This is a genomic window from Pedobacter planticolens (assembly GCF_014172375.1).
GTDB lineage: Bacteria > Bacteroidota > Bacteroidia > Sphingobacteriales > Sphingobacteriaceae > Pedobacter > Pedobacter planticolens.
In genome coordinates this window covers 577,708-592,158 of sequence record NZ_WNXD01000001.1, presented here as the reverse complement: position 1 = coordinate 592,158, position 14,451 = coordinate 577,708, and the positions used below count along the sequence as shown (strand labels likewise).

The 14,451-nt window shown below is 33.6% G+C and carries 16 protein-coding genes and 1 tRNA gene; 10 read left to right on the top strand and 7 right to left on the bottom strand.

Annotated features, from left to right (window positions below; translation table 11 throughout):
- Window positions 1-2 precede the first annotated feature (2 nt).
- Window positions 3-1,769: a signal peptide peptidase SppA gene (sppA, locus tag GM921_RS02585; protein ID WP_182921049.1), complete on the top strand. Its 1,767-nt coding sequence runs from the start codon at window positions 3-5 to the stop codon at window positions 1,767-1,769.
- 1 nt (window position 1,770) lies between these two features.
- On the opposite strand, the gene GM921_RS02580 is transcribed toward sppA, so the two are convergent.
- Window positions 1,771-2,418 carry a hypothetical protein gene (locus tag GM921_RS02580; protein ID WP_182921048.1) on the bottom strand — a complete coding sequence of 216 codons (648 nt, stop codon included), beginning with the start codon at window positions 2,416-2,418 and terminating at the stop codon, window positions 1,771-1,773.
- Window positions 2,419-2,458: 40 nt separating this feature from the next.
- Here GM921_RS02580 and GM921_RS02575 point away from each other — a divergent pair, with 40 nt between their 5' ends.
- The 8 genes from GM921_RS02575 to GM921_RS02540 are packed head-to-tail and all read left to right on the top strand — an operon-like array spanning window position 2,459 to window position 8,129.
- On the top strand, window positions 2,459-4,147 hold the full coding sequence (locus tag GM921_RS02575) for a DNA polymerase/3'-5' exonuclease PolX (protein ID WP_182921047.1): 1,689 nt from the start codon (window positions 2,459-2,461) through the stop codon (window positions 4,145-4,147).
- A 1-nt stretch (window position 4,148) separates the two neighbouring features.
- Window positions 4,149-4,754 (top strand): DUF4254 domain-containing protein, encoded by a 606-nt coding sequence (locus tag GM921_RS02570; RefSeq protein WP_182921046.1) that lies wholly within the window; start codon window positions 4,149-4,151, stop codon window positions 4,752-4,754.
- Window positions 4,754-5,788: a glycosyltransferase family 9 protein gene (locus GM921_RS02565; protein WP_182921045.1), complete on the top strand. Its 1,035-nt coding sequence runs from the start codon at window positions 4,754-4,756 to the stop codon at window positions 5,786-5,788. The genes GM921_RS02570 and GM921_RS02565 overlap by 1 nt, the downstream gene beginning before the upstream one ends.
- The gene (locus tag GM921_RS02560) at window positions 5,781-6,281 is read left to right on the top strand and encodes a SixA phosphatase family protein (protein WP_182921044.1); all 501 of its coding nucleotides are present in this window, start codon (window positions 5,781-5,783) and stop codon (window positions 6,279-6,281) included. Before GM921_RS02565 ends, GM921_RS02560 begins: the two co-directional genes overlap by 8 nt.
- 32 nt (window positions 6,282-6,313) lie before the next feature.
- The gene (locus GM921_RS02555; protein ID WP_182921043.1) at window positions 6,314-6,667 is read left to right on the top strand and encodes a DHCW motif cupin fold protein; all 354 of its coding nucleotides are present in this window, start codon (window positions 6,314-6,316) and stop codon (window positions 6,665-6,667) included.
- Window positions 6,654-7,157, top strand: coding sequence for a MepB family protein (locus tag GM921_RS02550; RefSeq protein ID WP_182921042.1), 504 nt, complete (start codon window positions 6,654-6,656; stop codon window positions 7,155-7,157). Before GM921_RS02555 ends, GM921_RS02550 begins: the two co-directional genes overlap by 14 nt.
- A 37-nt stretch (window positions 7,158-7,194) precedes the next feature.
- Entirely contained in the window at window positions 7,195-7,566 is a 372-nt protein-coding gene (locus GM921_RS02545; protein ID WP_182921041.1) for a hypothetical protein, read from the top strand.
- 50 nt (window positions 7,567-7,616) lie between these two features.
- Window positions 7,617-8,129, top strand: a complete 513-nt coding sequence (locus GM921_RS02540; RefSeq protein ID WP_182921040.1) for a nucleotidyltransferase family protein — start codon at window positions 7,617-7,619, stop codon at window positions 8,127-8,129.
- A gap of 98 nt (window positions 8,130-8,227) precedes the next feature.
- Here the strand turns inward: GM921_RS02540 and GM921_RS02535 are convergent, their stop codons facing one another.
- The 6 genes from GM921_RS02535 to GM921_RS02510 all read right to left on the bottom strand — a co-directional run bounded on the left by GM921_RS02535 (window position 8,228) and on the right by GM921_RS02510 (window position 13,969).
- Window positions 8,228-9,091, bottom strand: coding sequence for an AMP nucleosidase (locus GM921_RS02535; protein WP_182921039.1), 864 nt, complete (start codon window positions 9,089-9,091; stop codon window positions 8,228-8,230).
- A 128-nt stretch (window positions 9,092-9,219) separates the two neighbouring features.
- Window positions 9,220-10,458: an ATP-dependent Clp protease ATP-binding subunit ClpX gene (gene clpX / locus GM921_RS02530; RefSeq protein ID WP_182922221.1), complete on the bottom strand. Its 1,239-nt coding sequence runs from the start codon at window positions 10,456-10,458 to the stop codon at window positions 9,220-9,222.
- Between the two features lie 87 nt (window positions 10,459-10,545).
- On the bottom strand, window positions 10,546-11,232 hold the full coding sequence (clpP, locus tag GM921_RS02525) for an ATP-dependent Clp endopeptidase proteolytic subunit ClpP (protein ID WP_182921038.1): 687 nt from the start codon (window positions 11,230-11,232) through the stop codon (window positions 10,546-10,548).
- A 268-nt stretch (window positions 11,233-11,500) separates the two neighbouring features.
- A complete protein-coding gene (gene tig / locus GM921_RS02520; protein ID WP_182921037.1) occupies window positions 11,501-12,847 on the bottom strand; it encodes a trigger factor in 1,347 nt (448 codons plus the stop codon).
- A 138-nt stretch (window positions 12,848-12,985) separates the two neighbouring features.
- Window positions 12,986-13,067 (bottom strand) — tRNA-Leu (locus tag GM921_RS02515).
- Between the two features lie 98 nt (window positions 13,068-13,165).
- Window positions 13,166-13,969, bottom strand: a complete 804-nt coding sequence (locus tag GM921_RS02510) for an ABC transporter substrate-binding protein (protein ID WP_182921036.1) — start codon at window positions 13,967-13,969, stop codon at window positions 13,166-13,168.
- A gap of 11 nt (window positions 13,970-13,980) precedes the next feature.
- On the opposite strand from GM921_RS02510, the gene GM921_RS02505 reads away from it, so the two are divergent.
- On the top strand, window positions 13,981-14,319 hold the full coding sequence (locus GM921_RS02505) for a hypothetical protein (RefSeq protein ID WP_182921035.1): 339 nt from the start codon (window positions 13,981-13,983) through the stop codon (window positions 14,317-14,319).
- Window positions 14,320-14,451 lie beyond the last annotated feature (132 nt).

Sequence of the window (14,451 nt, the reverse complement as noted above, 5' to 3'; positions counted from 1 at the left end):
ACATGAGAGAATTTTTTAAATATGTTTTTGCAACAGTAGTAGGAATTGTGATTTCTACATTCGTGATAACTTTACTGTTTGTTGTTATTATTATAGGTTTTGTATCCTCAATAGGCGAAGAAAAGGCAGTAGTTGTTAAAAACAATTCTGTCCTCTATTTAGATTTAGATCAGGCAATTACAGAACGTACTCCAGAAAATTCAATTCTAGATAAATATATTGGAGGAGAAGAAAAAAGCATTGGATTTTATGATGTTATTAAAGCTTTAAAAGCAGCTAAAACAGACGATAAAATTGAATGCGTTTATATCAATGTAAGCGCTCCAAATGCGGGTATGGCCACCATGCTCGAAGTGAGAAATGCATTAATCGATTTTAAGAAAAGTAAAAAACCTATCATCGCGTATAGCGAAATTTATAGTCAAGGCGCTTATTATTTAGCTTCAGCTGCAAATAAAGTGTATTTAAATCCTCAAGGCGCATTAGAGTTTAAAGGTTTCAGTTCTGAACTTACTTTTTTTAAAGGTGCGCTTGATAAATTAGGTATTGAAGCTCAAATTATTAGAGTTGGTAATTACAAAAGTGCGGTTGAGCCTTTTATTACTACTAAAATGAGCGACTATAATCGTCAACAAGTAACGGCTTATGTTGGAGGATTATACCAAACTTTTTTACAAGGAATTTCAGAAACAAGACATATCAGCACAGATAGTCTTTCTATGTTAGCCAACGATTATAAAATACAGCTGCCAAAAGATGCACTAACCTATAAAATGGTGGATGGTTTGCGTTATAAAGATGAAATTTTAAATGAGTTAAAAAACATTACTGGTAAAGACAAAAAAAGCAGTTTAAATACGGTTAGTATTAACGATTATATTGCCAATTTACCTGCAGAAACTTCATCAACAAGTAAAGATGAAATAGCGGTAATTTATGCCAATGGCGATATTGTTGGCGGCGAAGGTTCTGATCATCAAATTGGTTCTGAACGTATTTCTAGAGCAATTAGAAAAGCTCGTTTAGATGATGATATTAAGGCAATCGTTTTACGCGTAAACTCTGGTGGCGGTAGCGCATTAGCATCTGATGTAATTTGGCGAGAAGTTATTTTAAGCAAGAAAGTGAAGCCAGTAATTGCTTCCTTTGGAGATGTTGCCGCATCTGGCGGATATTATATTGGTTGTGCTGCAGATAGTATTTTTGTTCAGCCTAATACCATTACAGGTTCAATCGGTGTGTTTGGTATCATTCCTAACTTCCAAAACCTGTTAAATAATAAACTGGGAATTACTTTTGATGGCGTTAAAACTGGACAATATGCTGATATTATGAGCGTAAATCGTCCTTTAACTGCTGGCGAACGTTTTATTATTCAAACGGATGTAAACCATGTGTACGATAGTTTTATTACTCGTGTGGCAGATGGTCGCAAAAAGACAAAAGCACAAGTGGATAGCATTGGTGGTGGTCATGTATGGATTGGAACGGATGCGGTGAAAAATGGATTAGCAGATCGTTTGGGTAGTTTTAATGATGCCATAAAAGCGGCTGCTAAAAAAGCTAAAATATCAGATTTTAAAGTAGTAGAATATCCTGAAAAAATAGACCCATTGAAAGGGTTTTTAGCTAGTGCAAAAGAGAATATTAGTGTGTATTATACTAAAAAAGAGTTAGGAGAAAACTATCTCATCTTCAAGCAAATGCAAAAAGCAATTGTTAATTCTGGTGTTCAAGCTAGAATGGATTATGAAGTGAAAATTAAGTAAGTTACTCTAATTTTCTCCATTCGGGATGAAGGGTGAGATAGGTTTCATTAACAGTCTCACCTTTTTTGTGAACGGTAATTGCTCTACTTATATCTCTAATAAATTCTACAGCAATCCCATTCTCTTTTGAATCGTATAGTAAAATCGTATCCCCAATTCCATCATTTACATACGTAGCAATTTTCTTAAAGTCAGTATATTTTTCAGTAAAATTAGCTAGCGAATTCTCTGTATTTAAACCAGTAACTGTTGTGAATTTACTTGAATTCACTCTAATTTGTTTCACATCTTTTCCCATCATAGTACTATCTATATAAGAGGAATAAACAGCAATTTCATTTCTTCCATATTTAGTATTGTTTTTACCATACCAAATACCCCACGCCTTTCCCATTGCCCCATCACCAGCATCTGGTTTACCTAAAATACTATCCAATTCATTCACATTTTGTCCCAAATAAATTCGACCAATAGATTTACCAGGTGTAACCAAAAATTTTGCTTTTACGCTATCGGTTGCCAAACTATCAGCATTTAGTTTTATCGAATTAGAATCTGAATTGCATGAAAAAAGTACTACAATGCATGGAATTAAGAGATATTTAAGTTTCATCCTTAAAAAACAAAATAACTCTCTTATTGTGTTCATAAATTTAATTTTAAGGTTTTAGTTTTATAATTTTACAACAATGGAAAACAAAACCATATCACGTACATTAAGGCTTTTATCGCAACTTATGGAGTTGCATGAAGAAAATCCTTTTAAGGTTAAATCTGTAGCCAATGCTGCATTTAAAATAGATAAACTCCCTTTTCCAATTGCTAAAAAACCTTTCGAAGAGATTGATAAAGTTGATGGTATTGGTAAAAGTATCGCAGGCAAAATTATCGAACTTCTAGAAAAGGGTACTATTCAGGAATTAGAAAATATTTTGCAGCAAACTCCTCCAGGTGTTGTAGAAATGTTAAGTATAAAAGGTATTGGAGCAAAAAAAGTTGGCATAATTTGGCACGATCTTCAAATAGAAAATGTCGGCGAACTTTACTACGCTTGCAACGAAAACCGATTAATTGAAGCCAAAGGTTTCGGACTTAAAACTCAAGAAGAAATTAAGCAAAAGATTGAGTTTAAAATGGCTGCCAATGGTAAGTTTCTATATGCACATGTAGAATCAATTGCGAATCAGCTACGCTCTACTATTTCTGCTTGGCTAAACACAGTTGATCATATTGATGCTTTTTTAGGATTAGTTGGAGAATTTAGACGTTGTGTTGAGATAATTGAAGAACTTGTTTTTGTTATTGGAACTGATGATGTTAATGATTTAGCAGAAAAAATTCTAGCATTTGACGGTTTAGAATTTAAAAATAACGGAGAAAGCACATTTACTGCACATACAGAAAGTGGTTTGCAAATTAAGTTGTCAATCGTACCAAAATCTGATTTTTATCTCGATTATTTTAAACTAACTGGCAATGAAAATCATGTAAATGAAGTTTTAAAACTAGCAGGAAATGGTACATTTAAAAGCGAAGAAGAAATTTATACAAAAGCTGGATTAGATTTTATTGAACCCGAATTACGTGAAGGTTTAGATGAAATTGAGTTAGCTAAAAATCATCAATTACCAAATTTAATTACCTATGCTGATTTAAAAGGAAGTTTACATAATCACTCTGATTGGAGCGATGGTGTGCATACTTTGGAAGAAATGGCAGTGTATTGCAAAGATGATTTAAAACTAGAATATTTAGGTATTTGCGATCATTCTAAATCTGCATTTTATGCAAAAGGATTAAATGAACAACGCGTTTTTGCCCAACACCAACAAATTGAGGAATTAAATATCAAACTTGCTCCTTTTAAAATTTTTAAAGGAATTGAGAGTGATATTTTAAACGATGGTTCTTTAGATTATAGCGATGATATTTTAAAAACTTTCGATTTTGTAGTGGCATCTGTCCACAGTAATTTACGAATGGATGAAGAAAAAGCAACTGCTCGTTTAATTAAAGCTATAGAAAATCCGTATACCACTATTTTAGGTCACCCAACTGGGAGATTATTATTGAGCCGGAAAGGTTACGACATCGATTATAAAAAAGTAATTGACGCTTGTGCAGCAAATAATGTCGTTATCGAAATTAATGCAAATCCACTACGTTTAGATTTAGATTGGCGTTGGCATCGCTATGCGTTAGAAAAAGGTGTTTTACTTTCAATTAATCCAGATGCGCATCGTAAAGAAGGTTTCCATGATATGCGCTATGGTGTAATGGTAGCTCGCAAAGGCGGATTAACTTCTAAAAAATGCTTAAATGCCTTTTCTTTGGTAGAAATTACCAATTACTTTAATCAAAAAAAAATATCTTTGTGAGATGATAAGTGAAATAGCCAATAAAATTTTCAACCAATCAATTACTGATTATCACAAGTTCGATAATATAGATCAAGTTGCAGTTAGTCCTCACGACACTACGAGTTTAGCGCATTTGCTGTATTTAAAAAATTGGATTGATACCGCACAATGGCACATGGAAGACGTAGTTAGAAATCCAGAAATCAACCCTGTTGAAGGTTTAAGTTGGAAAAGACGGATTGATGCACAAAATCAAGTTCGTACCGATATGGTTGAATTTATTGATGGTTATTTTCTCGATTTATATAAAAACATAACTCCTTTATCTACCGCAAAAGTGAATACCGAAAGTCCTGCTTGGGCAATAGATCGTTTGTCTATTTTGGCGCTTAAAATTTATCACATGCAAGAAGAGGCCGAAAGGCCTACTGCAACAGATGAGCATCGCAAGCAATGTTTGCAAAAATTAACCATTTTATTGGCGCAAAGAACCGATTTATCCGCTAGTATTGATGAACTTTTAGTAGATATTGAAGCGGGTAAAAAGTATATGAAAGTATACAAACAAATGAAAATGTATAACGATCCAAGTTTAAATCCTATTCTATACAACAACACTAAATAATGCCTTCAAAAGGTAAAGTCATCGTTTTACGTTTTTCTGCCATGGGCGATGTAGCTATGGTAGCCTCCGTTTTACGAGAGTTTTCAGTTCAAAACCCCGAGGTTGAATTGGTGATGGTAAGTCGTGCAGCTTTTAAACCTTTTTTTGATGAAATAGAAACCCTAACATTTCATGCTATTGAGCCTAAAACAACGCATAAAGGTGTTGTGGGTTTGTATAAATTGTATAGAGAATTACGCAAATACAAGCCAACCGCAATAGCAGATTTACACGATAATTTACGCAGCCGAATACTCTCCACGTTTTTCCGTTTAGCAACTTATAAAATTGAACGAATTGATAAAGGAAGAGCAGAAAAAAAAGCCTTAACTCGGTCAAAGAATAAAATTTTTAAATCTTTAAAACAAACTGTAGAACGTTATGCAGATGTTTTTAGAGTATTAGGTTTTAATGTAAAGTTGAGCCATCAATTAGTTAAATCGATAAAAAGTATTCCAGCAAATGCTGAAGAATTATTTGCAAATAAAGTCGCAAAGAGAATAGGTATTTCGCCTTTTGCACAACACATCTACAAAGTCTATCCTTACAATAAAATGGAAAAAGCTATCAAAGAATTAGATAGCTTAGGTTATGGAATCTTTATTTTTGGTGGTGGAAACGAAGAAAAAGCAATCGCCGAAGGCTGGAAAAATCAATTTAAAAATGTTAAAAATTTAATTGGTAAATTTACATTAAGGGAAGAACTTGATATCATATCTAATCTTGATGTAATGCTAAGCATGGATTCAGCCGGAATGCATATGGCGTCTTTAATGGGTGTACCAGTGGTTTCTATTTGGGGACCAACACATCCGTATGCTGGGTTTTTAGGCTATGGTCAGTCGCTAGCAGATTGCATTCAAATTGATCATCCAAATAGGCCAAACTCTATTTACGGAAACAAACCTTGTCTCTGTGGTGTTTACCCTTGTATAGACTTAATTAGTCCGGAAAGCATTGTAAATAAACTAAAAGAAAGGTTAACAAATGGCTAAGCAATTATTAATAGTTCGACATGCAAAATCTGATTGGGGCAATGCGGATTTAGCTGATTTTGACCGTCCTTTAAATAAAAGAGGTCATGCGAATGCTCCAGAAATGGCAGAACGCTTAGTTAAACAGCAAATTGTGCCCGAACTTATTGTAAGTAGCCCAGCATTAAGAGCTCTAACTACTGCTAAATACTTCGCAGAGGTTTGGGGAATTCCTTCGGATAGTATTTTGCAGGAATCTGAAATATACGAAGCTAATGTAAAATCACTTTTAACCGTTATTACTAATTTTGATAACCAATTTAATCAGATTGCTTTATTTGGTCATAATCCAGGATTAACAGATCTAGCTAACTATTTAAGCAATGGTCATATTTACAATATGCCTACTTCTAGTGTGGTAATTATAGAATTTCCATTTGATAATTGGGAAGAAATAAGTGCGAATACGGGGAAAGTTTTGCTATTTGATTATCCTAAAAGTTTGGATGATTAAACCTTTATCACCCCATAGTACAAACAAAATAAATGAGTAATATTCCCTTCCAATCCATAGACTGGAGCAAAATTGAGAAAACTGAACATCAAGGAGAAACTGGAATCGCCTATTGGCAAACTCTTCAATTTGCAGGCCTTCGTGTTCGTTTAGTTGAATATTCTGCAGGTTATGTAGCAGATCATTGGTGTCAAAAAGGGCATATTTTACATTGTCTAGATGGAGAATTCAGTAGCGAACTTGAAAATGGAGAAGTATTTTTTTTAACCAAAGGGATGAGCTACATTGTTTCTGATGATTTAAGTTCTCATCGTTCCATATCTAAAAGTGGGGTTAAATTATTAATTATCGATGGCGACTTTTTAAAATTAGATGAACATCAATAACAGTCTATTTCTTGCAAAAACTTTAGTTTATGATAAATGTGGGTTTGACTTTTCTGAATTAAAAATAGAGAAAGAAAGTGTTGAATATGATGCTTGTCGTTTTAAATTAAATGGAAAATCAATTATCCATAGAACTGCCAAAATTACTCCAACCAAAATTGGCCAGTTTGTTACCATTTGGAAAAGAAATATAAATGAACAAACTGAACCTTTCCATATTGATGACGATTTTGATTTGATAATCATCAGTACGAAAAATCAAGATTTATTTGGTCAGTTCATTTTTCCTAAATCCATTTTATTGGAAAAAGGAGTAATTTCTGACAGCAAAAAGCAAGGTAAAAGAGGAATTAGAGTTTATCCACCTTGGGATATAACTACCAATAAGCAAGCTCAAAAAACTCAGCAATGGCAGTTAGATTATTTCATTGAGATTTCAAGTCAACTAATCGACATCAATAACGTAAATAAATTGATAAGTTTATCTTAGCCCTGTTTAAGTTTAGCATTGTTTTTTATCTTGGTATATGAAAATTCCTTTCGACTTTGTGCTCGATTATTTATATCCATTGGATGTGGAAATCAAATCTATGTTTGGTGTGTCAACACTCTATGTGAACCATAAAATTGTATTGGCTTTGCGAGATAAGCCACAAGCATCGGAAAGTAACGGTATCTGGATTGCAACAAGTAAAGATCATCATGAAAGTTTGAGAAAGGATTTGCCATCAATAACATCAATCCCAATACTGGGAGATGGAGTAACAGGATGGCAAATGTTATCTTCTGCTGATGATAATTTTGAGGAACAAACGATCAAAATCTGTGAGATGATCAAGAATAACGATCCTAGGATTGGAAAAATTCCAAAACCTAAAAAGAAAAAGAATATTAAATAGGAATAAATTTTAATAAAGAATTTAATGAAATTATAACTTCAGATAAGTGGATGATGAATATTTTAAGCATCATTAAGAATTTAGATTTAAATGATTGCTGGGTAGGTGCTGGATTTGTAAGAAACAAAATTTGGGATGTTAAACATCAAATGGCACCAACGGCACTTAATGATGTTGATGTTATTTATTTTGATTGTAATAAACTAGACAAACAAGAGGATTTACTAATTGAAGAAAAGCTAAAGTTGATAGATTTTACAATTAATTGGTCAGTGAAAAATCAGGCATTAATGCATACAAGAAATGGGCATACGCCATATAATGACTGTAATCATGCAATTTCATTTTGGCCAGAAACTGCTACTGCAATTGCAATAAAATTGAGTATGGAAGGGCAAATTCAATATATTGCTCCTTATGGATTGGATGATTTATTTAATTTACAGGTTAGACCTACACCTAATTTTAATTTAGATACCTATCAGCGTAGAATTGAAGATAAAAAATGGAAAAATAAGTGGAATAAATTAGTAATCCATTCTATGGATGAAGAAAATTTGTAAACTATGATAAAAGTCAAAAACTCTAAATAAAAAAAGAAACTTATTTCTAAGTTTCTCTATTACGGATTTATACTATTGTAGAAATAAATGATTGTTTCTTAAAACTTAAGGTGTTTAACCGTTAAACCACCATTAATTAGCTGTTTTAATGAATCAATTCCTATTTTAAGGTGGCTTTCTACATAATTTGTTGTTACAGAACTATCACTTTCTGCAGTTTTAACGCCTTCTGGTATCATCGGTTGGTCTGAAACTAATAACAAAGCACCAGTTGGAATTTTATTCGCAAAACCTGTGGTGAAAATTGTAGCAGTTTCCATATCTACAGCCATTGCACGTAAAGTTTTCAAGTATTTTTTAAATTCTTTATCGTGCTCCCAAACTCTGCGGTTGGTGGTATAACATGTTCCAGTCCAATAATCTCTAGAATGATCTCTAATTGTTGTTGAAATCGCTTTTTGTAAAGCAAATGATGGCAATGCAGGAACTTCTGCTGGTAAATAATCATTTGATGTTCCTTCTCCCCTAATCGCTGCGATTGGCAAAATTAAATCGCCTAATTGATTTTTCTTTTTTAAACCACCACATTTGCCTAAAAACAAAACTGCTTTTGGTGTAATTGCAGTTAATAAATCCATCATAGTAGCTGCAAGTGGGCTTCCCATACCGAAATTAATAATTGTAATACCATTTGCAGTAACACTTTGCATAGGCTTATCTAAGCCCATAATTGGTGCGTTACCATTCCATTCAGAAAACATGGTTAAGTATTTACTGAAATTGGTTAATAAAATATATTGACTAAAATCTTCTAATGGTCTGCCTGTATAACGTGGCAACCAGTTTTTAACAATATCATCTTTAGACTTTAAGCCTGATTTTACTGGAGTTTCTACTTCTTTTACTTTTTTTGCTTTATCAGCAACTGTTGCGTCTTTTTTTACGTCTTTTTCTTCGTTCATCTTTTGTACTCCTTTTTATAAATATATTAAAATTAAATCAGTTTGGCTAATGGTCAATGGACTATCGACCATTGACTTCCAAACTAACGGGTTAAAAAAAATCCCCTAGAAATTCTAGAGGATTTAATTTATGCTGCTTTTAGCTTTTTAAAATCGGCCTTTTCAAATTTCTCCATGGCGTAATCTAATGTAATGTGTAATTCTTTAACACTTTCATCAGATGGAGTGTCGTACATCGCATCCAACATAATCGCCTCGCAAATTGATCTTAAGCCCCTCGCTCCCAACTTATATTCCATTGCTTTATTTACAATGAAATCTAATACCTCGTCATCAAATTGAAGATTTACATTTTCATATTCAAATAACTTGGCGTATTGTCGCATTAAAGAGTTTTTCGGCTCCGTTAAAATATTACGTAGTGCTTGTATATCTAACGGATTAAGGTGTGTTAAAACCGGTACACGACCAATTAACTCTGGTATTAAACCGAAAGCTTTTAAATCTTGCGGAGTAATATACTTATACAGATTTTTTAAATCTAAATCTTGTTCATCCTTTTTAACTTTATAACCAACAGCTTGTGTGCGCAAACGATTAGCTATTTTACGTTCAATTCCATCAAATGCACCACCACAAATAAATAAAATGTTATTGGTGTTTACAGGTATCATTTTCTGGTCAGGATGCTTTCTTCCGCCCTGCGGTGGCACGTTTACAATTGTTCCTTCTAAAATTTTAAGCAACGCTTGTTGTACACCTTCTCCAGATACGTCTCTAGTAATTGATGGATTATCGCTCTTGCGGGCAACTTTATCCACTTCATCAATATACACAATACCACGTTCTGCAGATGCTACATCATAATCTGCCGCTTGCAATAAACGCGTTAAAATACTTTCTACATCTTCTCCAACATATCCCGCCTCGGTTAAAACAGTTGCATCTACAATACAAAAAGGTACATGCAGAATTTTAGCAATTGTTTTTGCCAATAATGTTTTTCCTGTTCCTGTTTCGCCAACTAACATGATGTTAGATTTTTCAATCTCTACTTCATCTTTATCAATTTTTTGACTTAAACGTTTGTAATGATTGTAAACTGCTACAGAAAGTACTTTTTTAGCATCATCCTGGCCAATTACATATTGATCAATGTGTGCTTTTATTTCAGCAGGTTTTAATAAAGTAAATGATTGACTAAATGACCCACTTTTCTTATTCCCCAATTCCTGAGCTAATAAAACATTAGCTTGCGTTACACATTTGTCGCAAATATATGCGTCCAAACCCTCTATAAGCATTAAAGTTTCTTGCTTTGGAGAGTTACAAAAAGAGCAACGCGATTCTTTATTTTGTTTAGCCATTTTCTTTTTTGTTGTGAGTTGCATGTTACGAGTTCTGGGTTTGAAAGCCTAAACCTTCAACCTATAACTCGCAACCCGCAACTATTTTTATTTCGTCGATCCTAACACTTCATCAATCATACCAAAACTTTTAGCTTCGTCAGCTTTCATCCAGTAATCACGATCTGAAGCTTTTTCTACCCATTCGTAACTTTGTCCGGAGTGAGTTGAAATGATATCGTATAATTCTTTTTTCAATTTTAACATCTCTCTCAAGTTAATCTCCATATCTGAAGCAACACCTTGTGAACCTCCAGATGGTTGATGAATCATTACTCTTGAGTGTGTTAATGCAGCACGTTTACCTTTTGCGCCCGCTACTAATAATACTGCACCCATTGATGCCGCCATACCTGTACAAATTGTTGCCACATCTGGTGTGATGTATTGCATGGTATCATAAATACCTAAACCCGCGTATACCGAGCCACCAGGTGAGTTGATGTAAATTTGAATATCACGGTTAGCATCAGTTGACTGTAAGAACAACAATTGAGCTTGGATGATATTTGCATTTTGATCATAAATTGCATCCCCCAAAAAGATGATACGATCCATCATTAAACGAGAGAAAACGTCCATTTGTGCAACATTTAACTGGCGTTCTTCAATGATATAAGGCGTCATTGATTTTGGCGAACTGTTAGTTGCTCCAATATAACGATCAACATTTAATCCGTTAATTCTATGATGTTTAACTGCGTATTTTCTAAATTCTTCTTTATCTATCTTCATAATATGTGAATATTTTTCTTTTTAATGCGTATCTAATTTGGTGTAGTAACGATTATCGTCAATGCTAAATTATTTAAAACTTCGAATAAATGAACAAATATTGGTCAGTTATATGCAATCTTCTTTTAAAGTTAGCATTTGAGTAAACTGATAACGATTAACAAACTGATTAGATAAAGCAAGAGCAGCTAAAAAGCTGCTCTTAAAAAGATATCTATAAAAGACTTAAATTGAGATCCTTCGACAAGCTCAGGATGACAAATCTCAATTACTTCATTTCTATAAACTTGTTATAGTCAATGTCTTTTTTGTCTAAAGTTGCTACCGATTGTATGTATTCAAATACTTTTAAAGCTTTAACCTCATCAAAAATACGATTAGCATTTTCTTTTTCTTGCAAGAAAGTAGTTGTGTATTGTGCTAACTGATCTTCTGGCATTGGTTGTGGGCTGTACATTCTAAACTGTGCATCTAAACGTTGTTTAGCAGTTTCGAAAACATCTTTATAGTCAATTTTAATTTCGTTATCCGTAATGATTTTGTTTTCAATCAAAGTCCATTTAAGGTTCTTTGCAAAATCAGCGTAACCCTGCTCTAACTCTTCGTCAGTTAATTTTTCGTTCGTAGCTTTTAACCATTTACGTAAAAATTCATCAGGTAACTCCATTTTAGTTTGCTCAGTCAATTGCGTATAAATATCGTTTTGTAATTTACGATCTGCATCTTGCTTAAACATGCTTTCAATTTCTTCAGTAATTTTAGCTCTAAAACCAGCTTCATCACTTACTACATCTGCACCAAATATTTTATCAAAGAACTCTTGATTTAAATCTGATTCTTCTAAACGATTTACATTTTTAACCGTTACTTGAAATTTCGATTTCAAATCTTTTGCATCCTCTTCGCCAATATTTAACAATTTAGCAATTACTGTTTCATTGTTATCAAAAGCTTTTTGGATGTCTAATTCCAACACATCATCTTTCTTTAAGCCTAAAAGAGATTTCAAAATCTTTTTATCAGTTACTAAGTCTAAACGAATAGAACCTGTGCTTGCAATACCACCTTCAAAAACTGCTCCATCTGGAGAAAGTTGTGCCAAATCAGCATAAAGCACATCACCTTCTGCCGAAACTTCAGGATTTGTCATTTTGCCATAGCTTTTGCGGATGTTTTTGATACGAGCCTCTAAAGTTTCTTTATCAGCTTTAACATTGTAAGCTGTAAATTTATCTTTCGAAGTAATTTCAACATCCACCTTTGGTGCTAAACCTAACTCGTAGTTAAACTCAAATTCATCTGTATTATCCCATTTAAATTCTTTAGTATCGTCCATTACTGGTAAAGGCTGACCTAAAACTTCAACTTTGTTATCTGTTAGGTGTTTAGATAAATTTTCGCTTAACATATTGTTGATTTCTTCAACCAAAATGCTTTTGCCATACATTCTTTTCATGTGGGCAACTGGAACCATTCCTTTACGAAAACCAGGTAGATTTGCTTTTTTAGCTTGCTCTTTAAGTGCTTTTTCTACTCTTGGGCTATAATCTTCAGGTGCGATAGTAATTTTTACTACTGCATTTAAATCGTTAACTTTTTCCTGTGTGATGTTCATTTCTTAATTAGATTTGAGTATTGAGATATGAGATATGAGACAAATTGTATAGACTCAAACACACATCTTTATTTTTTTTCAATGTCTTTATAAAATTAAAACCGTTCTGACTTACATCGGAACGGCTTCATTTGTTTGTGCGGATGAAGGGACTCGAACCCCCACGCCGTGAAGCGCCAGATCCTAAGTCTGGTGCGGCTACCAATTACGCCACATCCGCAGTTAGGATTTATTTTGGATTGCAAAGATAGCGTTTTGCATCAATAATCAAAAAGTAAGGCTTAATTATTTTTACTAGTTAATCACCTAATTAGCTAATTAGCTAATTATCAAGTCATCTTGCAAATGAAAAAGATAATTTACCGCTTTAACTAATCTGCTTCCATACCACGAAAACATTTCTCCATCTACTAGTCTAACTTTTGCATTTGGTAAAGCGGATTGAATTTCTTCAATATGTTTTCCTTTAAAAGGATAGGGTTCGGAAGAGAGGAAAATGAATTGCGGGTTAAGAGTTTTCAGTTCATCGAGTGTTAATTCTGGATATCTACTTTGTTCAATTATGTTTTGTAGTCCTATTTTTCGTAGAATATCATCTATAAATGTGTTTCGGCCTGCAAACATGTAAGGGTCTTTCCATATTAAATAGGCAACGCTTTGATGAATGTTTTTTGTGACTGCTAGTGTTTGTAGATCTGTAAAACCAGCATGAATGAGGTGATTTAAATAAGCGGCTTCAGGTTCTCGGTTTATCAACTCTCCTATTTCGGTAATGGTTTTCATTGATTCTTCCAAATTATGGATATCACTTATCCATACTGGGAATTCTTGCATCAGTAATTCAATTTCGCCCCGCGTATTTTCTTCTTTATTACCAATGATTAAATCAGGTTTTAGATCTCTAATTTTTTCTATTAGTAGTTTTTTAGTTCCTCCTATTTTAGTTTTAGATGCAAATTTTTCTATCGGATGAATACAAAATTTAGTTATACCAATAACTTCTTCATCTAAACCTAAATCGAACAACAATTCGGTTTGTGATGGCACAATAGACACAATCCTTTTAGGTGGATAATTAATTGTTACTTCATTACCAAGTTGATCTGTGAAGGTCTTTTGCATTTGGTAAAGTTATGGGTTTTGTTGCAGAGTTGCAGGTGCTGGGTTTCTTCTTGCAGACGCTAGGTTTCTTTCTGACAAGGCTAGGTTTCTTCTTGCAAACGATAGGTTTCTTGTTGACAAGGCTAGGTTTCTTTTTGCAGACGCTAGGTTTCTTGTTGACAGGGCTAGGTTTCTTTCTGACAAGGCTAGGTTTCTTCTTGCAGGCGCCAGGTTTCTTGTTGACAGGGCTAGGTTTCTTTCTGACAAGGCTAGGTTTCTTATTGCGGGTGCTGGGTTTCTTCTTGCAGGCGCCAGGTTTCTTGTTGACAGGGCTAGGTTTCTTTTTGCAGGTCGTAGTTTTATACTTTTAAAATATAAAAGCAGTTGATTTATAGTTTCAACTGCTTTTAGGATACGTATAGACTAACTTATTTAATGAAAACCAATTGCATTACGATTCTCGTTTTCACGGGAATGACGTGTGTAAAAGAATAGACGGTGTA